General features: G+C 60.0%; 20 protein-coding genes and 1 pseudogene. 7 read left to right on the forward strand and 14 right to left on the reverse strand.

Going from position 1 to position 24882, the window contains the following annotated elements:
* Positions 1-2: 2 nt before the first annotated feature.
* Positions 3-1109, reverse strand: coding sequence for an ABC transporter substrate-binding protein (locus BJF97_RS06525; protein WP_014837543.1), 1107 nt, complete (start codon positions 1107-1109; stop codon positions 3-5).
* 249 nt (positions 1110-1358) lie between these two features.
* On the opposite strand from BJF97_RS06525, the pseudogene BJF97_RS35025 reads away from it, so the two are divergent.
* Positions 1359-1439 (forward strand): annotated as a pseudogene (locus BJF97_RS35025) (hypothetical protein); the annotation flags it as partial.
* Between the two features lie 260 nt (positions 1440-1699).
* On the opposite strand, the gene eutC reads toward BJF97_RS35025, so the two are convergent.
* The 4 genes from eutC to BJF97_RS06545 all read right to left on the reverse strand — a co-directional run bounded on the left by eutC (position 1700) and on the right by BJF97_RS06545 (position 6885).
* Positions 1700-2476 carry an ethanolamine ammonia-lyase subunit EutC gene (eutC, locus tag BJF97_RS06530; protein WP_004099335.1) on the reverse strand — a complete coding sequence of 259 codons (777 nt, stop codon included), beginning with the start codon at positions 2474-2476 and terminating at the stop codon, positions 1700-1702.
* Positions 2473-3861, reverse strand: coding sequence for an ethanolamine ammonia-lyase subunit EutB (locus BJF97_RS06535; protein ID WP_004133738.1), 1389 nt, complete (start codon positions 3859-3861; stop codon positions 2473-2475). Before BJF97_RS06535 ends, eutC begins: the two co-directional genes overlap by 4 nt.
* An 11-nt stretch (positions 3862-3872) precedes the next feature.
* Entirely contained in the window at positions 3873-5252 is a 1380-nt protein-coding gene (gene eat, locus BJF97_RS06540; RefSeq protein ID WP_004129501.1) for an ethanolamine permease, read from the reverse strand.
* Positions 5253-5502: 250 nt separating this feature from the next.
* Entirely contained in the window at positions 5503-6885 is a 1383-nt protein-coding gene (locus BJF97_RS06545) for a glycoside hydrolase family 28 protein (protein WP_014228117.1), read from the reverse strand.
* 229 nt (positions 6886-7114) lie between these two features.
* On the opposite strand from BJF97_RS06545, the gene mmuP reads away from it, so the two are divergent.
* Entirely contained in the window at positions 7115-8521 is a 1407-nt protein-coding gene (mmuP, locus tag BJF97_RS06550) for an S-methylmethionine permease (protein ID WP_032694125.1), read from the forward strand.
* Complete coding sequence (gene mmuM / locus BJF97_RS06555) at positions 8508-9440, forward strand: homocysteine S-methyltransferase (RefSeq protein WP_032694126.1); 933 nt, start codon at positions 8508-8510, stop codon at positions 9438-9440. The genes mmuP and mmuM overlap by 14 nt, the downstream gene beginning before the upstream one ends.
* 89 nt (positions 9441-9529) lie before the next feature.
* On the opposite strand, the gene fbpC is transcribed toward mmuM, so the two are convergent.
* The 6 genes from fbpC to BJF97_RS06585 all read right to left on the reverse strand — a co-directional run bounded on the left by fbpC (position 9530) and on the right by BJF97_RS06585 (position 17317).
* Positions 9530-10576 (reverse strand): ferric ABC transporter ATP-binding protein, encoded by a 1047-nt coding sequence (gene fbpC, locus BJF97_RS06560; protein WP_014228120.1) that lies wholly within the window; start codon positions 10574-10576, stop codon positions 9530-9532.
* A gap of 11 nt (positions 10577-10587) precedes the next feature.
* A complete protein-coding gene (locus tag BJF97_RS06565) occupies positions 10588-12666 on the reverse strand; it encodes an ABC transporter permease (RefSeq protein ID WP_032694128.1) in 2079 nt (692 codons plus the stop codon).
* Positions 12667-12735: 69 nt separating this feature from the next.
* Positions 12736-13767: an ABC transporter substrate-binding protein gene (locus tag BJF97_RS06570; protein WP_004133724.1), complete on the reverse strand. Its 1032-nt coding sequence runs from the start codon at positions 13765-13767 to the stop codon at positions 12736-12738.
* Positions 13767-15062: an MFS transporter family glucose-6-phosphate receptor UhpC gene (gene uhpC, locus BJF97_RS06575; protein WP_014228122.1), complete on the reverse strand. Its 1296-nt coding sequence runs from the start codon at positions 15060-15062 to the stop codon at positions 13767-13769. Before uhpC ends, BJF97_RS06570 begins: the two co-directional genes overlap by 1 nt.
* 84 nt (positions 15063-15146) lie before the next feature.
* Positions 15147-16688 (reverse strand): MASE1 domain-containing sensor histidine kinase, encoded by a 1542-nt coding sequence (locus BJF97_RS06580; protein WP_014837550.1) that lies wholly within the window; start codon positions 16686-16688, stop codon positions 15147-15149.
* The gene (locus BJF97_RS06585) at positions 16688-17317 is read right to left on the reverse strand and encodes a response regulator transcription factor (RefSeq protein WP_014228124.1); all 630 of its coding nucleotides are present in this window, start codon (positions 17315-17317) and stop codon (positions 16688-16690) included. The genes BJF97_RS06580 and BJF97_RS06585 overlap by 1 nt, the downstream gene beginning before the upstream one ends.
* Positions 17318-17658: 341 nt before the next feature.
* Between BJF97_RS06585 and tauA the strand changes: the two genes are divergently transcribed.
* Genes tauA through tauD form a run of 4 tightly spaced genes read left to right on the forward strand, consistent with a single transcriptional unit; the run spans position 17659 to position 21072 of the window.
* Positions 17659-18621, forward strand: coding sequence for a taurine ABC transporter substrate-binding protein (gene tauA / locus BJF97_RS06590; protein WP_032694129.1), 963 nt, complete (start codon positions 17659-17661; stop codon positions 18619-18621).
* Between the two features lie 11 nt (positions 18622-18632).
* Positions 18633-19400 carry a taurine ABC transporter ATP-binding subunit gene (tauB, locus tag BJF97_RS06595; RefSeq protein ID WP_004848135.1) on the forward strand — a complete coding sequence of 256 codons (768 nt, stop codon included), beginning with the start codon at positions 18633-18635 and terminating at the stop codon, positions 19398-19400.
* Positions 19397-20224: a taurine ABC transporter permease TauC gene (gene tauC / locus BJF97_RS06600; RefSeq protein ID WP_032694130.1), complete on the forward strand. Its 828-nt coding sequence runs from the start codon at positions 19397-19399 to the stop codon at positions 20222-20224. Before tauB ends, tauC begins: the two co-directional genes overlap by 4 nt.
* Positions 20221-21072, forward strand: coding sequence for a taurine dioxygenase (tauD, locus tag BJF97_RS06605; protein ID WP_032694131.1), 852 nt, complete (start codon positions 20221-20223; stop codon positions 21070-21072). Before tauC ends, tauD begins: the two co-directional genes overlap by 4 nt.
* Positions 21073-21268: 196 nt before the next feature.
* On the opposite strand, the gene BJF97_RS06610 is transcribed toward tauD, so the two are convergent.
* The 3 genes from BJF97_RS06610 to hemB all read right to left on the reverse strand — a co-directional run bounded on the left by BJF97_RS06610 (position 21269) and on the right by hemB (position 24826).
* The gene (locus BJF97_RS06610) at positions 21269-22987 is read right to left on the reverse strand and encodes a lysophospholipid acyltransferase family protein (RefSeq protein ID WP_014228127.1); all 1719 of its coding nucleotides are present in this window, start codon (positions 22985-22987) and stop codon (positions 21269-21271) included.
* 160 nt (positions 22988-23147) lie between these two features.
* The gene (locus tag BJF97_RS06615; protein ID WP_032694132.1) at positions 23148-23639 is read right to left on the reverse strand and encodes an REP-associated tyrosine transposase; all 492 of its coding nucleotides are present in this window, start codon (positions 23637-23639) and stop codon (positions 23148-23150) included.
* Positions 23640-23851: 212 nt separating this feature from the next.
* Positions 23852-24826: a porphobilinogen synthase gene (gene hemB, locus BJF97_RS06620; RefSeq protein WP_004848143.1), complete on the reverse strand. Its 975-nt coding sequence runs from the start codon at positions 24824-24826 to the stop codon at positions 23852-23854.
* Positions 24827-24882: the final 56 nt, after the last annotated feature.

Here is a 24882-nt window from a genome sequence, read left to right on the forward strand (position 1 = left end):
CCTTAAGGATTAACCACGGTACGAAACGCCAGCTTGCCATCCTTCACTTCGTTGATGACCGCGCTGCGGATAGCGTCGCCGTTTTGTAACGTCAGCGTGCCGGTTACGCCCTGGAAGTCCTTAGTGGCGCGAATTTTTTCGTTAACGCAAACCCGGTCGTGCGGGTCGCTGCACTGGTTCATGGCGTTGATAATGACGTTATAGGCGTCCGCCGCCATCGCGCCCCAGGTGTGGGTCGGCTGCTGGTATTTGGCTTCCCAGGCTTTGATAAACACCTCGCCCGCCGGCGTTTGCTCTTTGGCGTTCGGCGAGTAGTAGTCGGTGGTCATATAGCCGTTGACCGCGTCTTTGCCGACGTCAAAAAAGACCTGATCCGCCGCCAGCCCGTCGCCGCCGACCACCGGCTTGCTCAGCCCCAGCTGCTTCGCCTGTACGGCGATCAGCGCCCCTTCGGTGTAGTAGATCGGCATATAGATCATGTCGACGTTCTTCGCCTTCACGCTGGCCAGCTGGGCCTTAAAGTCTTTGCTGCCGCCGGGAGCCTGAACTTCGATAGGAATGGCGCCGCCGTTTTTCAGGAACTGCGTGCGAAAGGCCTTCGCCAGGCCGACGGAGTAGTCGTTGCTGCTGTCGAAGACGATGGCGGCGGTTTTGGCTTTCAGATCGCGCGAGGCGAGGTTAGCGCCGACCACGCCCTGGAAGCTGTCGGAGAAGCAGACCCGGCTGACGTAAGGGTGGTTGCGGGTAACGCGGTCGTTGGTCGCGGTTGAGGAGACCAGCGGCGTTTTGCTGTCGTCGGCGATTTTGGTCATCGCCAGGGTATTGGAGGAGGTGACTTCGCCGATCACCGCATCGACTTTATCGCTGGAAACCAGGCGCTGCATGGCGTTAGCGGCTTCGACCTTATCGCTCTTATCGTCGATCACGATAAGCTTCACGGTGTCGCCGTTTTTTAACGTCGGCGTAATGCTCTGGATAATATCCAGCCCTTTTTGCGAAGGCTGACCGTAGCCGCTCAGCGCGCCGCTCAGCGGCAAGACCACGCCGATTTTAATTTCAGCCGCCTGCGCGCTGCTGGCACCGACCCACGCGGCAACCAGCGTGGCCATTAAAGACGCTTTCCCGGAAAACTTGTTCATTGTTACCTCACCGTCGGTGGATTATTTATACCCTTCATACTTCAAGTTGCTTGTGCGTTGGCTTTCCTCGCTCACCCCAGTCACTTACTTCAGTAAGCTCCTGGGGATTCACTGCGTCGCCGCGTGATTCGCCCCTACGGGACTCACCCTTTCAGGGCCAGCGCAAGCGCTGTTCAAAACGGTTAACCATTTTGTCCTGCAACTCGAATTATTTTGGGTATATCTTTAACTATCAATGACTGCATAACATTGAGACATAATTCGCCAACGTATCCGGCGAATTATTGGCTGTTATGTTGAATAGATAACGAGATATATTTGGTATGCAGATTTACCTTACAACGTCCGTTTCGTTTTTACTCATGCAATATTCTTATTACCTCCAGAAGAGGGCATAAGGCTGGTGAAAATACTGTTATTGGTACGGTAAACGCATTTTGCCAGGTGGCGTCTGACACCTTACCCGGCCTGGAAAGCCCGCAATTTCAGCGCGCACCCGAATATAATATTCAGGTGCGCTCGATAATATTAAAAATCTATTCTGCTGCCCGCGTGACTTATTATTTTAACTGGCTCAACGGTTTTATTTTTCCATGCAGCGCCGGATTATCGCTTTCGTCTTTCAGGCGCACTCCGGTAAGCCGCCGCAAAAAGGCCTGCTCCAGTAGCCAGGCCAGCTTAAAAGCGGCGGCATCAAAGCTCAGTCCTTCCGGACGGATATTAGAAATACAGTTGCGCTCCGACTCCAGCCGCTGACGATGCGGCTGCCAGGTTAAATACACCCCGAGGCTATCCGGCGAGGAGAGCCCGGGCCTTTCGCCAATCAATATCGCCACCGCTCTGGCCTTCAGCGTTTCGCCTATATCATCGCCCAGCGCGACCCGCGACTGGTGCGCCAGCACCACCGGGGCCAGGCTCAGGCCGAGGGTTTTCAGATAGGGCAGCAGGGCGCGAATCAGCGGCACCGCCTGGCGCTGCACGGCGTACGACGACAGCCCGTCGCCAATCACCAGCAGCAGGTCGGCGGGGCGCGCGCCGCTGGCGGCGAGGTCGGCGCGGCTCTCTTCGTTCAGCTGTCGCCCCAGATCCGGGCGATTCAGATAGACATGGCGATCGCTGGCGGCGCTGCGGACGGTCAGCGTCGACAGCCCCAGCTCCGCCAGCGGCTGGACTAACTGGTCGCTGGCGAAAGGCTGGTGAATGGCATCGCGCGCCCGGGCGTGGGCGAGGCCGAAATTCAGCACTTCGCGGGTCGGCAGGCTGGCGCCGCTGCGCCCCAGCGCAATCCGCGCATCGGTAAATTCACGCAGCGGGTTCCAGGCGTCGGGAGGATTCATACCGGTTCTCCTTGCGGCAGGACGGAAAGCAGCGGATGGCGGGCATCGGTCAGACGCAGCGCGCCGTGGCGGTCAATAATTTGCATCTTCGTCAGCCAGTCGGCGAACTCAGGCGCATGCTGTAAACCCAGCAGTCGGCGGGCGTAAAGGGCATCGTGGAACGAGGTGCTTTGGTAGTTGAGCATAATATCGTCAGCCCCCGGAACGCCGATCAAAAAGGTCAGCCCGGCCGCGCAGAGCAGCGTCAGCAGGGTATCCATATCGTCCTGATCCGCTTCGGCGTGATTGGTGTAGCAAACGTCGCAGCCGATGGGCAGCCCCATCAGCTTGCCGCAGAAGTGATCTTCCAGCCCGGCGCGGATAATCTGCTTACCATCGTACAGATACTCCGGGCCAATAAAGCCCACCACCGTATTGACCAGCAGCGGTTCAAAATGGCGGGCGACGGCATAGGCCCGGGCTTCGCAGGTCTGCTGATCAACGCCGTGGTGGGCGTTGGCGGAAAGACAGCTGCCCTGGCCGGTTTCAAAATACATCACGTTGTTGCCCAGCGTGCCGCGGTTCAGGCTAAGCGCCGCTTCCCGCGCTTCCTGCAGCAGCGCCAGATTAATGCCGAAACCGCTGTTGGCGGCTTCGGTACCGGCCACCGACTGGAACACCAGATCCACCGGTGCGCCGCGCTCAATCAGCTGCAGGGTGTTGGTGACGTGGGTCAAAATGCACGACTGGGTGGGGATGGCGAAGCGCTGAATAATATCGTCAAGCATATGGTTCAGCTGCGCCAGCACCGGCAGGCTGTCGCTGGCCGGATTGATGCCGATCACCGCGTCCCCGGCGCCGTACAGCAGGCCGTCGAGCATGCTGGCGGCGATGCCTTTCATATCATCGGTCGGGTGATTGGGCTGCAGGCGCACGCTCAGGCGCCCCGGCAGGCCGATGGTATTGCGAAAACGGGTGACGACCCGGCATTTGCTGGCGGCGAGGATCAGATCCTGATTGCGCATCAGCTTGCTGACCGCGGCGGCCATCTCCGGGGTTATCGCGCGGGCGACCTGGCGCAGCGCCGCTTCATCGGTGGCGTCGTCGAGCAGCCAGTCGCGAAAATCGCCGACCGTAAGGTGGCGAATCGCCGCGAAGCCCCGGGCGTCGTGGGTATCGAGGATCAGCCGGGTCACCTCATCCTGCTCGTAGGGAATCAGCGGATTATCGAGAATCTCCGTGAGCGGAACCTCCGCCAGCGCCATTTTTGCCGCCATCCGCTCTTCGGCGGAGCCGGCGATAACGCCCGCCAGCGCGTCGCCGGAACGCGCAGGGGAGGCCTTCGCCATCAAGGTTTTCAGACTATCAAAGCGCCATACCTGGCCCGATAGCGTGGTTTTATACATGTGTCGCCTCCTCAGGAGACCGTACGCAGCTGCGGATCCACCGCCGCGCGCTGGCGGGCCGCTGCGGTCTTGCGAAACCACAGGTAGCCGCCGAGCATCATGGCGGCGAAAATCAGCGCCAGCAGGGTGTTGTACCAGACCATCGCCACCAGGCAGAGTACCGCCATGGCCAGCGCGAAGGCCGGCGCCCACGGATAGAGCGGCGCGCGGAACGGTCGAATCAGCTTCGGCTCGCTGCGGCGCAGTTTAAACAGCGCCGCCATCGAGGTGATATACATAACAATAGCGCCAAATACCGACATCGTGACGATACAGGCGGTCAGCGGCATCCCGCTAATGGTGATCAGCGAATCGGAGAAAATGGCGGCGATGCCCACCACGCCACCGGCGAGGATCGCCAGATGCGGCGTGCGGGTGCGGCGGTTCAGCGTCGCCAGGCTGGCGGGGAGATAGCCCGCGCGCGCCAGCGAGTAAATCTGCCGCGAGTAGCCCATGATAATCCCGTGGAACGAGGCCACCAGGCCGAAGAGTCCCAGCCACACCAGCATATGCAGCCAGCCGCTGCTGTTGCCGACCACCATTTTCATCGCCTGCGGCAGCGGGTCGTTAATATTGGCCAGGGTTCGCCAGTCGCCCACGCCGCCGGCAAAAATCATCACGCCAATCGCCAGCACGGTCAGGGTCAGGATGCCGCCGCCCAGCGCCCGGGGAATGGTGCGCTGCGGATCCTTCGCCTCTTCGGCGGCCATCGATGCGCCTTCAATCGCCAGAAAGAACCAGATAGCGAACGGGATGGCGGCAAACATCCCCGGCAGCGCCAGGCCGCTGAAGCTCTCCGCGCCCGCCCAGCCGTTAGCGGTAAAGTGGCTCCAGGAGAAGCCCGGCGCGACAACGCCCATAAACACCAGCAGTTCGAAAATCGCTAATAACGTCACCACCAGCTCAAAGGTCGCGGCGATACCCACGCCGAGAATATTCAGCGTCATAAAGATGATGTAGGCGCCGCAGGCCACCCATTTGGGGTCGAGCGCCGGAAACTGCACGTTAAGATAGGCGCCGATGGCCATGGCGATGGCGGGCGGGGCGAAGACGAATTCAATCAGGGTCGCGAAGCCGGCGATAAACCCGCCGGTCGGGCCAAAGGCGCGGTAGGCGTAGGCAAAAGGCCCGCCCGCATGCGGAATGGCGGTGGTCAGCTCGGTAAAGCTAAAAATAAAGGCGCAGTACATCGCGGCGATGGCCAGCGCGACGATCATAAAGCCCAGCGTCCCGGCCTGGGACCAGCCGTAGCTCCAGCCAAAATACTCTCCGGAAATAACCAGCCCAACGGCGATCCCCCATAAGCGGAAACTGCCGAGCGTTCTTTTTAGCGTTGTGGTTTGCTCTGTCATGTTCGTTGCCTCGCCAGATAAAGATATCGGGAGGGTTGCAAAGAGAATGCCAGGGCAGCCCGCAGGGGGAGCGTAGCGAATCATCCTCGCGTACTCCGTGTACGCTCCGGTTCTTTCGCGCTGTCCGTGTCCAAACTGTCTGCAACGATTACGCCTGTTGGGATAAGCTCTAAGCCAACGAGGATCAAAAAAGGGGCAGACTGCGCCCGGCGAGAGAGTCGCCGTGGTGCAGCTGCCCGCAAATGTGGCGTTACTGGTGCACGATGGCGCCAGCGTCTTTTTGAATTACCGGACCTGCTTTCACCTGCAGGTTAAGTCCTTTACTCTCCAGCTCGGCGTTGCGAATGCGCAGACCGCGGTCGGCTTCAATATTGACGTTGCTAAAATGGAAACCGCTGAGCGGCGCTTCCGGGGTACCGATAATATAGGCCGCCGCTTTGCTGTCGCCTGTGGAGGTTAAATTTTCAACGGTGATATTACTGAAGTGCGGAGTCTTGTATTTATCGAACGGCTGTTTCGGGTCGCTGTCCGGCGGATAGATCTGTTCGCCGAGGGTAAAGCCGCCTGCCTGCAACAGCTTATCGACCTCGGCCTGCACAATCGGCGCGGCTTTGTAATAGGCGGAGAACACCAGCGGCACCTCAACGTTATGCATTCTGGTATTGCGGTAGACGATATTTTTTACCTCACCGCCTTTGCCGCGCGGGCTTTTAATCCGAATACCGTACATCGAACCTTCGAAGGTATTGTTTTCCACCAGCACGTTATTCACGCCGCCTGCGCTCTCGCTGCCGATGGAGATCCCGCGCCCCTGCTTCAGGGTGTTGTTGGCGATATAGATGTTATCCACCACGCCCTCCGGGAAGCGCGGGTCGGCTTTTTCCGCCTTGATGGCAATATGGTCGTCGTTACAGTCGATATAGTTGTTGGTAATACGGATATTCTGGCTATCGATAGGATCGATGGCGTCGGTATTCGGCGCATGCCACGGCGAAAGAATACGCGTGCCGTTGATATCGACATCGTGCGCGTAGCGGGTGACCACGTGGAAGCTGGGTGAATGGGTGAGGGTCACGCCGTAGATAAGCACGTTGCTGGCGCGGGTGATATAAATCAGCCGCGGTCGGTCGGTACCGCCTTTCTTGCCGGTGGCGCGGATATTTTCCCGCCAGCGCTCCCACCACACCGCGCCCTGGCCGTCGATAGTGCCTTCACCGACGATGGCCACGTTTTGCGCGTCGGCGATGCTGATAAACGGCAGCCAGCCGTTTTCAGCTTCGGCGTATCGCGTTTTATCATCGCCGCGATAGGCAGCCACTTCGGTTGAGGCCACCAGGGTGGCGTCTTTCTCCAGCTTAAGCTGAATATTATTCTTCAGAAACAGCGGGTTGGTCAGGAAATTACCTTTTGGCACCAGCACCGTTCCCCCTCCGGCGGCGGCGCAGTCATCAATCGCTTTTTGAATGGCATCGGTGTTGAGCGCGATTTGCAGCCGATGGCCTTCTGCGCCGTAGTGGGTGATATCACAGATTTTATCGGGAAACTTCACGGAACTCGCGGCCTGAGCGGCGTACAGCGGTAGAAGACCGACGGCGGCAGCGGCGGCCCACAGAGGTAAAGCGCGGGGTATCATGGCATTATCCTTTTTTGGTTTGTTGTTTTGTAAAATTAGCACCAATGTTTTGATTTAATGAGGGCGGCGATCACGGTTTCTCTTTTGTCGTTATTCTGCCCATAAGTAGCGATGATGATTTGGGCGAATGCATAGATGACAGGCCCGGCGGCTTTGCAATTTGGCGACAGGCGGGGTATAAGGAATCTCTTATCTGGATGTTTAGATGTCTATACGCCCATGGAGTCAAATGCAAACAACACAACAACAAGGTGGGCAGCTTAAGCGCACCATGAAGACCCGCCACCTGATTATGCTGTCGCTGGGTGGCGTTATTGGCACAGGGCTATTTTTTAATACCGGCTATATCATCTCCACCACCGGAGCGGCGGGTACGCTGCTGGCCTATCTGATTGGCGCGCTGGTGGTCTGGCTGGTGATGCAGTGTCTGGGCGAACTCTCGGTGGCGATGCCGGAAACCGGGGCGTTCCACGTCTACGCCGCGCGCTATCTCGGCCCGGCGACCGGGTACACCGTCGCCTGGCTCTACTGGCTAACCTGGACCGTCGCGCTTGGCTCAAGCTTCACCGCCGCCGGATTCTGCATGCAGTACTGGTTCCCGCAGGTGCCGGTATGGGTCTGGTGCGTGGTGTTCTGCGCGGTGATTTTCGCCCTCAACGTTATCTCCACCCGCTTCTTTGCCGAAGGTGAATTCTGGTTCTCGCTGGTGAAGGTGGTCACTATTATCGCCTTTATTATTCTCGGCGGGGCGGCGATCTTCGGCATCATTCCGATGCAGGATGGCTCCCCGGCGCCGGGGCTGCGCAATATCACCGCCGAAGGCTGGTTCCCGCACGGCGGTCTGCCGATCCTGATGACCATGGTGGCGGTTAACTTCGCTTTCTCCGGCACCGAGCTTATCGGCATCGCGGCGGGGGAAACGGAGAATCCGCACAAAGTCATTCCGGTGGCCATTCGTACCACCATCGCCCGGCTGATTATCTTTTTTATCGGCACCGTCTTCGTGCTGGCGGCGCTGATCCCGATGCAGCAGGCGGGAGTCGAAAAAAGCCCGTTTGTGCTGGTGTTCGAAAAGGTGGGGATCCCCTACGCGGCGGATATCTTTAACTTTGTGATCCTGACGGCGATTCTGTCGGCGGCCAACTCTGGCCTCTACGCCTCCGGGCGGATGCTGTGGTCGCTCTCCAATGAAAAAACGCTGCCGTCCTGTTTTACCAAATTGACCAGGAACGGCGTGCCGCTGACGGCGATTTCAGTCAGCATGCTCGGCGGCGTGCTGGCGCTCTTCTCCAGCGTCGTGGCCCCGGATACGGTGTTTGTCGCGCTGTCGGCGATTTCCGGCTTCGCGGTGGTGGCGGTATGGCTGAGCATCTGCGCCTCGCACTTTATGTTCCGCCGCCGCCATCTGCAGCAGGGGAAGGCGCTAAGCGAACTGCACTACCGCGCGCCGTGGTATCCGCTGGTGCCGGCGCTGGGATTTGTGCTTTGCCTGGTGGCCTGCGTGGGTCTGGCGTTTGACCCGAGTCAGAGGATTGCGCTGTGGTGCGGGATCCCGTTCGTGGCACTGTGTTATGGTGCGTATTATCTGACTCGTTCACGGAAACTCACCCAGGAGCCTCAACATGTCGCAGAATAATCCGTTAACCGCCCTCCTTGACGCAAAGCCCTTTATCCTGCTGGACGGCGCGATGGCGACGGAGCTGGAAGCGCGCGGCTGCAATCTTGCCGACAGCCTGTGGTCGGCGAAAGTGCTGGTCGACAACCCGGAGCTTATCCGCGAAGTTCACCTCGACTATTTCCGCGCCGGCGCGCAGGTGGCGATCACCGCCAGCTATCAGGCGACGCCGGCGGGCTTTGCCGCCCGCGGCCTCGATGAAGCGCAGTCGAAAGCGCTGATCGGCAAAAGCGTTGAGCTGGCCCGCAAGGCGCGGGAGGCGTATCTGGCGGAAAACCCGCAGGCGGGCGCGCTGCTGGTTGCCGGTTCGGTCGGGCCGTACGGCGCCTTCCTGGCGGACGGTTCGGAGTATCGCGGCGATTATGTCCGCAGCCGTGAGGAATTTCAGGCGTTTCATCGTCCGCGCGTGGAAGCGCTGCTCGACGCCGGGGCCGATCTGCTGGCCTGCGAAACGATGCCGAATTTCGCCGAGATGAAGGCGCTGTCGGAGCTGCTGACCGCCTATCCGCGCGCGCGGGCGTGGTTCTCGTTTACCCTGCGCGATGCGCAGCATCTCAGCGACGGCACGCCGCTGCGGGAAGTGGTTGCCGTGCTGGCAAACTATCCGCAGGTGGTGGCGCTGGGCATTAACTGTATCGCGCTGGAAAACACCACCGCCGCGCTGGCGCATCTGCATAGCCTGACGGCGCTGCCGCTGGTGGTTTATCCTAATTCCGGGGAGCACTATGACCCGGTATCCAAGACCTGGCATCACCACGGCGAAGCCTGTGCAACGCTGGCGGGATATTTACCCCAGTGGCTGGCGGCGGGGGCGAAGCTGATTGGCGGCTGCTGCCGCACGACGCCGAAGGATATTGCCGAACTGAACGCGCGGCGTTGAGTTTGCGCCGGGTGGCGGCTGATGCCTTACCCGGCCGACAACGTGCACGAATCGTAGGCCGGGTAAGCGTAAGCGCTACCCGGCATCAATCACCCGGCATCCGCTAACACAAACATCCCGTACGGGTGGATTTCGAGATAGTAATGCTCGCCGACGTCCGGCTGCAGCCGCGTCGCGTTCACCTGCAGCAAAATTTCCTGCCCGTGCCACTCTACCGTCACCTCGTACTGCGGTCCCATATAGGCCACGTGACGGATCGTGCAACGCTGGCTCTCCTCGCCGCGATCGCTCAGGGTGATCGCCTCCGGGCGGACGCCGACGCTGCCCTCGCCGTGGGCGGCAAAATGCGGCGGCCTCGGCAGCCGATAGCCATAAATATCGACGAAACCCTCGCTGAAGGCGGCCGGGAACAGGTTGGCATCGCCCATAAAGCTTGCCATAAAGCGCGACGCAGGCTGGCGGTAAAGATCCTGCGGCGAGCCGATCTGCATGATATGCCCCTTATTCATCACCAGCACGGTATCGGAAACCGCAAAGGCTTCACTCTGATCGTGGGTCACGTACAGCGAGGTGATATCAAACTGCTTTTGCAGTTCGCGGATCTTATCGCGCATGCTGCGCCGCAGGTTGGCGTCGAGGTTACTTAAGGGCTCATCAAACAGCAGCACCTTTGGCTTGAGGATCAGGGCGCGCGCCAGCGCCACGCGCTGCTGCTGGCCGCCGGAGATCTGATCGACATAGCGGTCTTCGAAGCCTTCCAGATCCACCATCGCCAGCGCCTCCTTCACCCGCGCTTTCACATCGCCGCGCGACGCGCCGAGCATCTTCAGACCGTAGCCGACGTTGTCCCCCAGCGACATATGCGGAAACAGGGCGTAAGACTGAAACACCATACAGATGTCGCGCTGCTGAATGGATCGATGGGTCACGTCTTCGCCATCGATGAAAATCTGCCCTTCGCTCGGTTTTTCCAGCCCGGCGACCAGGCGCAGGATGGTGGTCTTACCGCAGCCGGAAGGGCCGAGCAGGGTCACCATTTGCCCCTGCGGGATGGTGAGATTGATATTGTCGATAACCGTGTTGCTGCCGAATCGCTTGGTGACGTTGCGCAGTTCAACAAAATTTTTCTGACTCATAGTGCGCTCCATTACGCCTGGTTTTTGGCTTTTGACCGGGAGATACGCGCTTCCCCGATCAGCCAGTCAAAGATAAAAATAATCGCCAGCATCACTACGATCAGAATCGATCCGTAGGCGATCGCCACGCCGTATTCGCCGTCTTCCACCCGGTTGAGGATATAGGCGGTAGCGACGCGGGTGTCCGGCGTCACGAGGAACACAATGGCGCTGACGGTGGTAATGGCGCGCACAAAGCTGTAGATCAGCGCCGAGAGGATCGCCGGGCGCAGCAGCGGCAGCAGGATATGCGTAATGGTGCGCAGGGAACCCGCGCGCAGGCTGAGCGACGCTTCGTCCAGCGATTTGTCGATCTGGCCTAAACCGGCAATGCCCGCCCGGATGCCCACCGGCACGTTACGCATCACCATCGAGATAATCACAATCGCTGCCGTTCCGGTGAGGTACACCGGCGCGCTGTTAAAGGCGAGAATATAGGAGACGCCCGCCACGGTGCCCGGCACCGCGAAGCACAGCATGGTGGTGAACTCGATGGTCTTTTTGCCTTTAAACTGCTGACGCACCACGATCCAGGCGATCAGCAGGCCGAAGGCGGCGGTGATCGGCGCGGCGATCCCGGCGTAGAGCAGGGTATCGAGCAGCGAAGGCCAGGCACCGTCGCTCATCCCCTGGCCGAACAGCTTGATAAAGTTATCCAGCGTCAGGGTGTAGTCCACGCCCCAGTTAACGGTAAAGCTGCCGTAGAAAATGCTGCCGTAGAGCAGGGCGTTGAAGGCGATCCACACCGCCAGAATGGCGATCACGCTCCACACCAGGGTCACCGGCAGCGGCTGCACGTCGCCGCGATAGGACTTACCGGAAACCGTGACGTACGAGCGCTTGCCGATCCACATATACTGAATGCAGAACACCAGCAGCGAGAACAGCAGCAGGAACGCGCCCAGGGTACTGGCGGCCTGATAATCGAGCTGCGAACCGGTGATATAGAAGTAGATTTGCGTCGCCAGCACGTCGAAGTTGCCGCCGAGCACCAGCGGGTTGCTGAAGTCGGCCAGCGACTGGACGATGACAATTAAAAACGCGTTCGCCAGCGCAGGTTTCAGCAGCGGGACGAAGACGCCGTTAAAGGTCTGCCAGCGGCTGGCGCGCAGGGTGTACGACGCCTCCTCCAGCGACGGATGAATGGTTTTAATCGCGCCGTCGAGGATCATAAACGCCATCGGAGTGAACGCCAGCACCTGCGCCAGCCAGATGCCGGTAAACCCGTACAGCCAGTTGGTGTTGGTTAAGCCGAACCAGTCGACCATCAGCTCGGTGACGTAGCCGGAACGGCCCATCATCAGGGTAACGCCGAGGCCGACGACAAACGGCGGGGTGACGATCGGCAGAATCGAGAAAATGCGGCCAATAATCGCGCTGCGCTTGGCGATGCGGGTGGTGTAAATCGCCAGCACCAGGCCAAAGAAGGTGCAGCCGATGCCTACCGCAATCGACAGGGCGATGGAGTTGAGGATCACCTGGACAATATGCGCCTGCGACAGCACGGCCATAAACGCCAGCGGGGCAAACTCGCCGGCGTCGTTGGTGAACATCGGGATGAAAATGGCGATGCTCGGCCAGACGATAAAGACGCCGATTAACGCCACGATGGTGACCAGCGAACCAATCACAAAGCGGTCGCCGCCCAGCCATTCCAGGCGGGTGAGCGCCAGGGTCATGATGGCGCCCAGCGCGACAAACAGCACGAGGGTGGCGTAGCCTAACCCGCGGCCTTCCACGGTGGCGCTGACGACGATAAACGCCATACAGAGGAGCGCCCAGCCGGCGTCGAGGTAGTGGCGGCTGCGCTGCTCCCGGCTGGCTTCCTGCCATGGACGAATCAGCAGCAGGCTCGGCAGGAGATACCACAGCCAGCTGATATTGAACTGTGACCAGCCGTAGGCCGCGAGAATTTCATCGCGCGTGGACTCCAGCAGACCGTAATCCAGGCTCCAGCTCGGCAGCAGGGCGAACGCCATCCAGCCGAATAAAACCCAAAGGAATATCGCATCCCGCTTTTTCACGGGATGGAGTGCAAGTGTGTGTGACATAAGTTTTCCGGTGTCGTAGGCCGGGTAGGGCGTGGATGCCGCCACCCGGCAAATGAACGCAGTGCGGGCTTATTTACCCATCTTCACTTCGCTAACCCATTTATTGATGAGCGCTTTACGCACGTCCGTTGAGCCGTATTTATCCATGTCGTAGTTGATAAGCTTCAGGTCGTCGAGCTTCAGCGAGTTCGGCGAAGTTTCGGCGGTAGTGTTGGTCAGGATCTGATAGGACTTGCCTTTCTTCCACGCCAGCTCCTGGGCCTCTTTCGACAGCACCCAGTCGACGAACAGTTTGGCGTTGTCGAGGTTGCGCGCGCCCTTCAGAATGCTCACGCCGCCAATTTCGTAGCCGGTGCCTTCGCACGGCGAGATCAGCTCCAGCGGCGCGCCCTGTTCTTTTTCCAGCGAATAGTCGTGCAGGAAGCCGATGCCGATGGCCGTTTCACCGCGGGCGGCGTTGCGCGCCGGGGCGATACCGGACTTAGTGTACTGGGAGACGTTAGCGTTGAGCTGTTTAAGATAATCGAAAGCCTGATCGTCTCCCCACAGCTGGGCGAAGGTCGCCAGCGCGGTGTAGGCGGTGCCGGAGCTCTGCGGGTCGGCAATCTGGATTTCGCCTTTGTATTCCGGTTTGGTCAGATCCTTCCAGCATTTTGGCACCGGCAGGTTTTTCTCTTTCAGGCGCTGGGTGTTCACGCCGAAGCCGAGAATGCCGACGTACACCGCCGAGGAGTAGTTGCCTTTCAGCTTCGCCGGATCGCGGAACTGCTCCATCACCTGCGTAAGATTCGGCGATTTATAGGGCTGCAGCAGGCCCATTTCGCCGGCCTGGGACTGCGGGTCGAGGGTGCCGCCGTACCAGACATCCGCCTGCGGGTTTTTCTTCTCGGCATCGACCTTCGCCAGCGTGCTGCCGGAGCCGTTGCGAATAAACGAGGTTTTTACGTCATATTTTTCGCCGAAGGCTTTAGTTTCCGCCTCACACATTTCGTTGGTGGCGCTGCAATAGACCACCAGACGACCTTTGGCGTGCGCCGCGCCGCTTAACGTCGCCAGCGCAATGCCGGAAGCAATCAGGGTAGTGACCAGCGTTTTTTTCATTATTTTATCCTTTGAGCAGCAGAGGTAGTAATGCTCGCCATCAGCAGCGGCATCAGCAATAAACCCATCAGAACTGCGGCGACCGAGAGTAAACTGAACATCCCCGACCAGCCGTAGCGTTCAATGACCAGCGACAGAGGCCAGCCCGCCAGCGCTGCCCCCAGATAGGCGAACAGGCCGAGAAATCCGCTGATGGAACCCGCCGCCGCTTTGTGTCCGCACTCCACCGCCGCGAGGCCAATCAGCATTTGCGGGCCAAAAACGAAGAAGCCCACCGTAAAGAAACAAACCGCCAGCAGCGCGTAGTGGTGTACCGGCGCCAGCCAGAGCGCGGCGACGGAGACCATCAGCCCCAGCGTGAACAGTAAAATCATCGGCGCCCGCTGGCCGCTGAACAGCAGATCCGAGCCCCATCCGGCGAACAGCGCGCCGAGCAGGCCGCCCGCTTCAAACAGCATCACCGTGGCGTTGGCGCTGAGCAGATTGACGCCGTGGCTCTCCGTCAGCCAGATGTTGCCCCAGTCGTTGAGCGCGATGCGGATCAGGTAGACCAGCACATAAGAGACGCCCAGCAGCCAGATCATCGGGTTCTTCAGCATCGTGGTGCGCAGCATCTGCCACAGCCCCATCGGCGGGCTTTGCCGCTCCTGGCGCAGCTCCAGCGGGTCGTTACGCCAGGCGCCCACCGACGGCAATCCCTCTTCGCGGGGCGTTCCTTTCAGGTGCAGCGTTAACCAGATGCCTGATGCCATGCTGATCATCCCCGGTGCCAGCATCGCCGCCTGCCAGCCCCACCAATGGGCGGCAAAGGCGCTAATCAGCGGGATAATCGCCCCGCCGATGTTGATCGACATATTCCAGCAGCCCCACCAGAAGCCGCGTTCGTTGCGCGAGTACCAGTGGGTTAGCAGGCGGGCGCAGGGAGGCCAGCCCCAGCCCTGAAAAAATCCGTTCAGCGTCCAGACCGCCAGCAGCAGCGTCAGCGACTCGCCGAAGGCGAACACCACGTTCAGCAGACCGGTGGCGAACAGGCCCGCGCCCATAAACCAGCGCTGCCCGTGACTGTCGTGCCACAGCCCGGCGGTAAACTTCGACAGGCCGTAGGTCAGGTAAAACAGCGACCCCAGCAGGCCAATATCGCCTTTATCCAGGCCCAGATCCGTTTGCAGCGCTGGCAGAACGTAGTTGACGCTTTTGCGCGTCAGGTAAAACGCCGCATACCCGATGACCATGTACATCAGCAGCTGCGGACGCAGCGTCCTGTAACGTTGATTAATGTCGGTTGCTGAGCGCATAGCCGTCTCCGTTTTGCTGACTATATGAAAGTGAAATCGAAAGGGGATGAGAGAAAGTCCGGAGTGACTAAGACTTTTTCCTGGTTAGCCGGCTGTTTGTTGCAAATTTGTGGGCAAGTTAACAATTACGCGTGTGCCGCGCTGCGACTCCAGAGTCAGCTCTCCGCCCAGGGCGCTGACCCGCTCACGCATGCCCTGAATGCCGAAGCCGGCCATTTTGTCGGGGCTGATGCCGATACCGTTGTCCTTCACCTCCAGGCGCAGCAGCGTCCCCTGCTGATACAGGGCAATGGCGACCTCGCTGGCGTCGGCGTGCTTACAGACGTTATTAAGCAGCTCCTGCAGCAGCCGATAGAGGGTGAAGCGCACCGTTTCGCTCTCCGGCGTGGCGGTGAGCCGGTAGTCAAAGCGACAGCGGATACCGCGCTCGGCAAAGGCAAACTCATTGAGCAAATGGTGCAGCGCCTCTTTAAACGACAGCTCATCGAGGGCCGGAGGGCGCAGCTGGCGCAGCAGCTGGCGGGTGGAGTGGTGAATACGCCGGGCGAGATCGTTAATCTGGCTGGCGGCGGCCTGGGTTTGCGCCGGATCGCGCGCCCGCTTCACCAGCTGCGACTGGATCTGAATGGCGGTAATATTCTGGCCGATTTCGTCGTGCAGCTCGCGCGCCAGGCTTTTGCGCGTATCCTCTTCGGTATGGATCAGCTTTTCGGCCAGCGCCCGCCGGGCCGCCAGCTCCGCCTCCAGCCGCTGGCGGTAGTGGTGCAGGTTTTGCGCCAGGTGCTGCTGGCGGCTGATGGCAATGCCCAGCCCGATGCCGAGCAGCGCCTGGGTCGCCAGAAAAATCTCCAGCTCCACCAGATTGCTGAATCCAACGCCAACCTGGCGGGCGATGGTGATCATCATGCTGCCCAGCAGGCCGGAAAGGACGCCGCCCTGCCAGCCGAACTTCCACGCCATCACCACGTTGGGCAGAAACACCACAATTAACAGCAGGCGCTCGATTTCCGGCGACAGTACCATCTGGGTGCCGATGCCGATGATAAAGAACAGGCTGCACCAGATGATCAGCGAGGTGCGCAGCGGCGGATTATTGGTATCCAGTCCCAGCAGATGGTAGCGGTGCTGCTGGCGCAGGAATTCAAAAATCAGATAGACAAACGGCGTCAGCAGCACCCCGCCGGTAAACGAGGCCAGGCCGAGCATCATCGCCGGGCTTTTCACAAACGGCGAGAGCAGCGCGGTGTTGAGCAGCGCGCTGGCGGTGACCGTGGCCAGCAGCAGCGTCAGCCGCTGCCAGTAAAGGGGAAAGCGGTGCCAGAACTGTTGGGCGAGGCCGGCGGGAAGCAGGCCGATCAACGGCGCGGCCAGCAGAATATAGCCGTTCAGCAGCTGTTCGCCGTGCAGCCAGAGCAGCATCAGCACCGGAGGCAGTACCAGCGCGGGCCAGTAGCGGCGCGAAAGCAGGATCAGCAGCGCCAGATAGACGCCGTGCGGCAGGAACAGCGCCGCCTGCTGGCCGTTATGGGTCAGGTAAAACCCGAGCGTCCACAGCATCAGCCAGCCGCTTCCCCAGGCCAGCACGATGAACAGCGAGATGACGCTGTGGCGAAGGCTGCGCGACATTAATGACCCGCCAGCAGCTGGTGGTCGAGGGCGAAATGGACCAGATCAATGGTGCTGTGACACTGTAGTTTGCCCAGCACGTTGGCGCGATGGACGTGAACCGTTTTGTGGCTGAGTTCGAGCTTAAAGGCGATCTCCTTGACGCTGTCGCCTTTAACCAGCAAATCAAAGACTTCGCGTTCACGCGGGGTGAGCACTTCCAGCACCTGCGCCGGTTGTTCTCCGCCGCGCAGCGCCCGCAACGCATCGGCGCACAGGTAGTGTCCGCCCATACCGACGGAACGCACCGCCTGGACCAACTCTTCCGGGCCGCAGCGTTTGGTCAGATAGCCGCTGGCGCCGGCATCAAGTGCGCTCTGCACGAAGGTGGGGGTGTCGTAAATACTGAGAATAATGGCGCGGAACTGCGGCTTTTGCGCGCGCAGGCGCTTTAGCAGGCTCAGGCCGTTCTCATCCGGCATGGCGATATCCATGACCGCCACGTCGACGTCGTCGCGCAGCAGCGCCGGCCAGGCTTCCGCCGCGCGGCTGAACTGGCCAACCACCTCGAGATCTTCTTCGAGGCTGAGTAACTGCGCAAAGCCTGAACGCACCACCACATGGTCATCGACCAGCACCACTCGAATCATGTTTCTTCTCTCTCAGCGCATCATGGTTCTATGATGCCTGCCGCCGCTGCGCTGGCAATCAATCAGGCGCAGTTATGCAACGAATGTAACAAAATCGCAATACACTTCATCCTTCAAGCTGCCTCTTTGTTGGCTTCGTTTGCCCGCCCCGGTCACTGACTTATGTCAGCTCCCGGGGACGAACAACCTTGCCGCCTCGATGCAGCATGAATGATTTTGTGTATAAGCATTGCCGTTTTTTTTCTAAAAACGCTTTGTTCTTAGCAAGATGTTTTAATTCCTTTATCAAATTCAGGCGCAACGAAATACTGCCCCCATAACAAGACAGGGGAGCAGACAACATGGTTTTTTCATCGCGTATCACACTCATTGCCGCGCTGGCGCTGGCGGCGTTCCAGGCCCAGGCGGTCAACGTTACCGTGGCGTATCAGACCTCCGCCGAGCCGGCGAAAGTCGCCCAGGCGGACAACACCTTCGCCAAAGCGAGCGGGGCGACCGTCGACTGGCGCAAGTTTGACAGCGGCGCGAGCATCGTGCGGGCGCTGGCTTCCGGCGACGTGCAGATCGGCAACCTCGGCTCCAGCCCGCTGGCGGTCGCCGCCACCCAGCAGGTGCCGATTGAAGTCTTTCTGCTGGCCTCAAAGCTCGGTAACTCCGAAGCGCTGGTAGTGAAGAAGAGCATCACCAAACCGCAGGACCTGATCGGCAAACGCATCGCCGTGCCATTTATCTCCACCACCCACTACAGCCTGCTGTCGGCGCTGAAGCACTGGGGGATTAAACCGGGGCAGGTGCAGATCCTCAACCTGCAGCCGCCGGCGATTATTGCCGCCTGGCAGCGTGGCGACATTGACGGCGCCTACGTCTGGGCGCCGGCGGTTAACGCGCTGGAAAAAGACGGCACGGTTCTCACCGACTCGTCGCAGGTGGGCGAGTGGGGCGCGCCGACGCTGGACGTGTGGGTGGTACGCAAAGACTTTGCCGAAAAGCATCCTGACATCGTCAAAGCCTTCGCCAAAAGCGCCATTGACGCGCAGCAGCCCTATATCGCCAAGCCGGATGAGTGGCTGAAGCAGCCGGAGAACATCAGCAAGCTGGCGCGCTTAAGCGGCGTACCGGAAGCCGACGTCCCGGGGCTGGTGAAAGGCAATACCTACCTGACCGCCGCCCAGCAGGCGCAGGAGCTGAACGGGCCGGTGAATAAAGCCATCATCGACACCGCTAAATTCCTTAAAGAGCAGGGCAAAGTGCCCGCCGCCGGTAGCGACTACAGCCAGTACGTCACCGACCGTTTTGTGAAGTAAAGGAGGTCATGATGCTGCAAATCTCGCATCTTTCCGCCGATTACGGCGGTAAACCGGCGCTGGCGGATATCAACCTGACGCTGGACAGCGGCGAACTGCTGGTGGTCCTGGGGCCCTCCGGCTGCGGTAAAACCACGCTGCTGAACCTGATTGCCGGATTCGTGCCTTATCAGCACGGCAGCATCACCCTCGAAGGCCAGCGGGTTGAAGGGCCGGGCGCCGATCGCGGCGTGGTGTTTCAGCACGAAGGGCTGCTGCCGTGGCGCAACGTGCAGGATAACGTTGCGCTCGGGCTGCAGCTGGCCGGGGTCGACAAAACGCAGCGCCGGGCAACCGCCGCGCAGATGCTAAAAAAAGTGGGCCTCGAAGGGGCGGAAAAGCGCTTTATCTGGCAGCTCTCCGGCGGCCAGCGTCAGCGGGTAGGCATTGCCCGCGCGCTGGCGGCCAACCCGCAGCTGCTGCTGCTTGATGAACCGTTTGGCGCGCTGGATGCCTTTACCCGCGAGCAGATGCAAACCCTGTTGCTCAGCCTGTGGCACGAGACCGGTAAGAAGGTGCTGCTGATTACCCACGATATCGAAGAGGCGGTGTTTATGGCCACCGAACTGGTACTGCTCTCGCCGGGGCCGGGCCGCGTGCTTGAACGGCTGCCGCTCGATTTTGGCCGCCGCTTCGTCGCCGGTGAATCCTGCCGCAGCATTAAATCGGACCCGCGGTTTATCGAACAGCGCGAATACGTCCTCAGCCGGGTATTTGAACAACGGGAGGCTTTCTCATGAGCGTGGTTATCAATGACAAACCGCGTCAGCGGGGGCTGAAGTGGCGCTGGCCGCTCTCGCGTCAGCTCAGCCTGAGCGTGGCGACCCTGGCGGTACTGCTGGCTATCTGGTGGGCCGTTGCCGCCCTGCAGCTGATTAGTCCGCTGTTTCTGCCGCCGCCGGGACAGGTATTGCAGAAACTTATCACTATTGCCGGTCCGCAGGGTTTTATGGACGCCACCCTCTGGCAGCACCTGGCGGCGAGCCTGACGCGTATCGTTATCGCGCTGCTGGCGGCGGTACTGCTCGGCGTGCCGGTGGGGATCGCCATGGGGCTGAGCCCCACGGTACGCGGGATCCTCGACCCGCTGATCGAGCTTTATCGCCCGGTGCCGCCGCTGGCCTATTTACCGCTGATGGTGATCTGGTTCGGCATCGGCGAGACCTCGAAGATCCTGCTGATCTACCTGGCGATATTCGCGCCGGTGGCGATGTCGGCGCTGGCGGGGGTTAAGAGCGCCCAGCAGGTGCGCATTCGCGCCGCGCAATCTTTAGGGGCCAGCCGGGCGCAGGTGCTGTGGCTGGTGATCCTGCCCGGCGCGCTGCCGGAGATCCTCACCGGCCTGCGCATTGGGCTCGGCGTGGGCTGGTCGACGCTGGTGGCCGCGGAGCTGATTGCCGCCACCCGCGGGTTAGGTTTTATGGTGCAGTCCGCCGGTGAGTTCCTCGCCACCGACGTGGTGCTGGCCGGGATCGCGGTGATTGCCATCATCGCCTTTTTACTGGAACTGGGGCTGCGCGCGCTGCAGCGTCGCCTGACGCCCTGGCATGGAGAAGTACAATGAGCGAACGTTTAAGCATTACCCCGCTGGGGCCGTATATTGGCGCGCAGGTATCCGGGGTCGACATCACCCGCCCGCTGAGCGACAACCAGTTTGAGCAGCTGTATCACGCGGTGCTGCGTCACCAGGTGGTGTTCCTGCGCGAGCAAAACATCACTCCCGAGCAGCAGCGGGATCTCGCCCTGCGCTTTGGCGACCTGCATATTCATCCGGTCTATCCGCACGCGCCCGGCGTGGATGAGATTATCGTGCTTGATACCCACGACGATAATCCGCCGGATAACGACAACTGGCACACCGATGTCACCTTTATTGAGACGCCGCCCGCCGGGGCGATCCTCGCGGCAAAAGAGCTGCCGTCAACCGGCGGCGACACCCTGTGGACCAGCGGCATTGCGGCCTATGAGGCGCTCTCCGCGCCTTTGCGCCAGCTGTTAAGCGGCCTGCGCGCGGAGCATGATTTTCGCAAATCGTTTCAGGAGTACAAATACCGCAAAAGCGAAGAGGAGCATCAGCGCTGGCTGGAGGCGGTCGCGAAAAATCCGCCGCTGCTGCATCCGGTGGTGCGCACCCATCCGGTGACCGGGAAGCAGGCGCTGTTTGTCAATGAGGGCTTTACCACCCGCATCGTCGACGTCACGGAGAAAGAGAGCGAGGCGCTGCTCGGCTTCCTGTTTGCTCACGTTACTAAACCGGACTTCCAGGTACGCTGGCGCTGGCAGCCGAACGACGTGGCCATTTGGGATAACCGCGTCACCCAGCACTACGCCAACGCCGATTACCTGCCGCAGCGGCGCATTATGCACCGGGCGACGATTCTCGGGGATAAACCCTATTATCGGGCGGGGTAATGCTTGTAGCCCGGCCGCGCGCCGTGGAGAAAAGCGGAAGCGGTATTGCGCGCTGCTTCCCGGAGGCGGCGCTTAACGCGCCTTGTACGGGCTACCGGTCCGCAGAAAGCGGTAAACCCGTAGCCCGGCTAAGGCGCAATGCGCCGCAAGCCGGAAAACAACCTACGATAAACGCGCCGCCTCCGGGAAAAGGCTTTTATGCCGATTTTTGCGCGTCCAGATGTACCCCAATATAGCGCTGATAGCGGTTCGCCTTCAGGTAGGTCAAGTCCACCAGCACCAGACCATCCACGCAGTTGTTGAAATCCGGGTCGCTGCCGAAATCGATAAACTGCACGCCGCCCGGCTCGCAAACTTCCGAGTACTGCTTATACAGCGGCGGGATCGCGCAGCCGAGGTTGCCGAGCAGGGACTTCAGCCGCGCCAGATCGTCGTTGTAATCTTCTCCGCCAAACTGCGCCAGCACATCGGGCAGCGAGGCCGGATAAGGGCGGCGCGACTCCGCCAGCGGATGCGTCGCCGGGAACCACAGTCGATAGAACGCGACCAGCAGATCGCGCGCCGACGGCGGCAGCCCGCCGGAAATCGACACCGGGCCGAACAGATAGCGATAGTGCGGATAGCGCGCCAGATACGCGCCGATGCCGGACCACAGGTAGTCCAGTCCGCGGCGGCCCCAGTAGCGCGGCTGGATAAAGCTGCGCCCCAGCTCAATTCCATGCTGCAGAATATCGTCCATGCGCGCGTCGTAATGGAACAGGCTGTAGCTGTAGACGCCGTTCAGGCCGCGCTTTTCCAGCTGCATCGCGGTCGGCATAAAGCGGTAAGCGCCGACGATTTCCAGGTCTTCTTCATCCCACAGAATCAGATGCAGATAGTCGTCGTCGTAACCGTCAACGTCGCGACGTTTGCCGCTGCCTTCGCCCACCGCGCGGAAGGCGATTTCCCGCAGGCGGCCCAGTTCGCGCAGCACCGGCGCATCTTCCTGGCCGCGGCGCTGCCAGAGATAAATCACTTTGCCATCCGCCGTGCGCCCCAGCGTTTCCGCCCGGCCCAGTTCGCGCTTGAGCAGGGCGCGGTCTTCAGGTCGGGCAATAGCGCTTTCGCTTTTAAATACGCCGGGCTGCCCTTTTGCCAGCAGCTCCAGGTGGCGATAGCAGCGTTCGGTCAGCTCGCGAACAGAGCGCTGAGGATCGAACCAGCTTGACCAGGCAATCTGTTGGCCGAAATTAACCGGCAGGCTGCCGTTGCGGCGGCGAAACATTTGCTGCATCAGCAGCAGCAGCGGCAGGCTATCGGAAATCAGCGTGCTGGCGTAAAACAGCGCGCTGTTGCGCGCGCGGATCCACGCCGGCAGCAGCGGGGCGCGGTATTTCGCCGCCAGCTTAATAAATCCGGAGTGCCATTTTTTATCGCGAATACCGCGCCGGGTGAGGCGTGAAACTTCACCCGCCGGGAAGAAAATCAGCACGCCGCCGTTTTGCAGCTGCTGGTCCATCTGCTGCAGCGCCGCTTTGGCGGTTCGGCCGTTGATATTATCGACCGGAATAAACAGCGAGCTCAGCGGTTCAAGGTGGGTCAGCATGCGGTTGGTGACCACTTTGACGTCGCGGCGCACGCGGGACACCGCGTAGAGCAAGGCCAGGCCGTCAAGCGTACCGGTGGGGTGGTTGGCGATAATGACCAGCGGGCCATGTTCGGGGATTTGTTCGAGATCGTGCGCCGGGATAGCGCAGCGGATATTAAGATGTTCGAGCACCTGTTCGACCGTATCCAGTCCTTTCAGGTGATGATGACGCGCGGCAAACTGCTGAAACTCTTCCTCATGCAGGAGCTTTTTCAGCACCTTTTTCTGCCAGAGCGCTGGCTTTGCCTGAGGCCACAGGTCATCGATGACATTGTCGAGACTAAACATAGCGGCACCTCCTCCGTCCTGCCCAGACAGTAGAAGGCGCAGATGTCGCTCAGATTACAGTTGAGTGAAGATTTGGGATATTTCCCCAGGTTGCGGCTGGCGCCTTACCCGTGCTACCGGAGCAGATCGTAGCCCCGGTAAGCGTAGCGCGACCGGGGGTTTACTGGCGTTCGCCGCACAAAAAATCGTGAATTTCGCCACCCCAATTATCGGGATATAACCCGCGCCGTACATCCCGGTGAAAGGTTGAAAAAGGCCAATCACAAACCTGTCGTACCCAACCGTGTTTTACAGGATTAATGTAGGTGTAATCGATATGCCGGCGGTAGTCTTCTTCATCGCGGATTACATGTTCCCAGAAACGCGGTTGCCAGACATTTTCTTGTTTTAATGCTTTGCTAAAGCAACCTTTTATGTCCCGCCATCTGGCGGAGAAATCGCTATCGTCTCCGGGTAATGTCCAGATGCAATGAAGATGTTCAGGAAGGATAACCCATGCATCAATGTAAAAGGGTTTTCGCCGTTTGATGGTGAGGATGGCGTGACGTAAAGTTCCGATGTGCTCGGTCAGAAGTCTGCTTTTTCGGTTTCGCAAATTAACTGTAAAAAACCAGGTTCCATCCTTCAGGTAATAACGACGGTAGGCCACCATGCAGCGCTCCTTTGCAAAAGATAGTGTCTTAAGCGGCAGGGTAGAGTCGGGGTAACAGTCTGGCAAGAATCCAAAGATAATGGTGGAAAGAGTCTCGCAACTTTTTGCAGCAGAGGAATTCCCCGGGTTGCGGCTGATGCCTTACCCGGGCTACCGGAGCAGGTTTGTAGCCCCGGTAAGCGTAGCGCGACCGGGGAACGGTAATAGCCGAATTAACGCAGGATTTTCTTTTCGGCGAGATCGAGGGCGAAGTAGCTGAAGATCAGATCCGCACCGGCGCGTTTAATCGCGCCGAGGCTTTCCAGCACCACTTTCTCTTCATCGATAGCGCCGGCTTGGGCGGCGAACTTAATCATCGCGTATTCACCGCTCACCTGGTACGCGCCGAGCGGCAGGTTGGTGCGCTCGCGCAGATCGCGCAGGATATCGAGATAGGGACCGGCCGGTTTGACCATCAGGCAGTCGGCGCCCTGGGCTTCGTCCAGCAGCGATTCGCGAATCGCTTCGCGGCGGTTCATCGGGCTCATCTGATAGGTTTTACGATCGCCTTTCAGCGCGGTACCCGCGGCTTCGCGGAACGGACCATAGAACGATGAAGCGAACTTGGTGGAGTAGGACATAATCGCCGTATCGGTAAATCCGGCGGCGTCCAGCGCCTGGCGAATGGCCTGCACCTGGCCGTCCATCGCGGCGGACGGGGCGATAAAATCCGCGCCTGCGGCAGCGGCGACCACCGCCTGCTTACCGAGGTTGGTAAGGGTTAAATCGTTATCGACACCGTGGTCGCACAGCACGCCGCAGTGGCCGTGGGAGGTGTATTCGCAGAAACAGGTGTCGGACATCACGATCATCTCCGGCACCGCCTCTTTACAGATGCGGGACATGCGCGCCACCAGGCCGTTTTCGTTCCAGGTATCGCTGCCAACGGCATCGGTATGATGGGAAATGCCGAAGGTCATCACCGAACGGATACCGGCGTTGGCAATGCGCTCGATTTCGCGCGCCAGGTGTCTTTCCGGAATACGCATCACACCGGGCATCGCTTCGATGGCTTTGTAATCGTCGATTTCTTCTTCAACAAAGATCGGCAACACCAGGTCGTTCAAACTCAGTGTTGTCTCTTCAAACATGGCACGTAGCGAAGCGGACTTGCGCAGTCGGCGCGGGCGAGTGATTAAATCTGTCATGGTTTGCCTGATTTTGTGAAATGAAAAAAGCGAGTTTACCTCAATTGGCGGCGGGA

The organism is Klebsiella sp. LTGPAF-6F (assembly GCF_001753185.1).
GTDB lineage: Bacteria > Pseudomonadota > Gammaproteobacteria > Enterobacterales > Enterobacteriaceae > Klebsiella > Klebsiella michiganensis.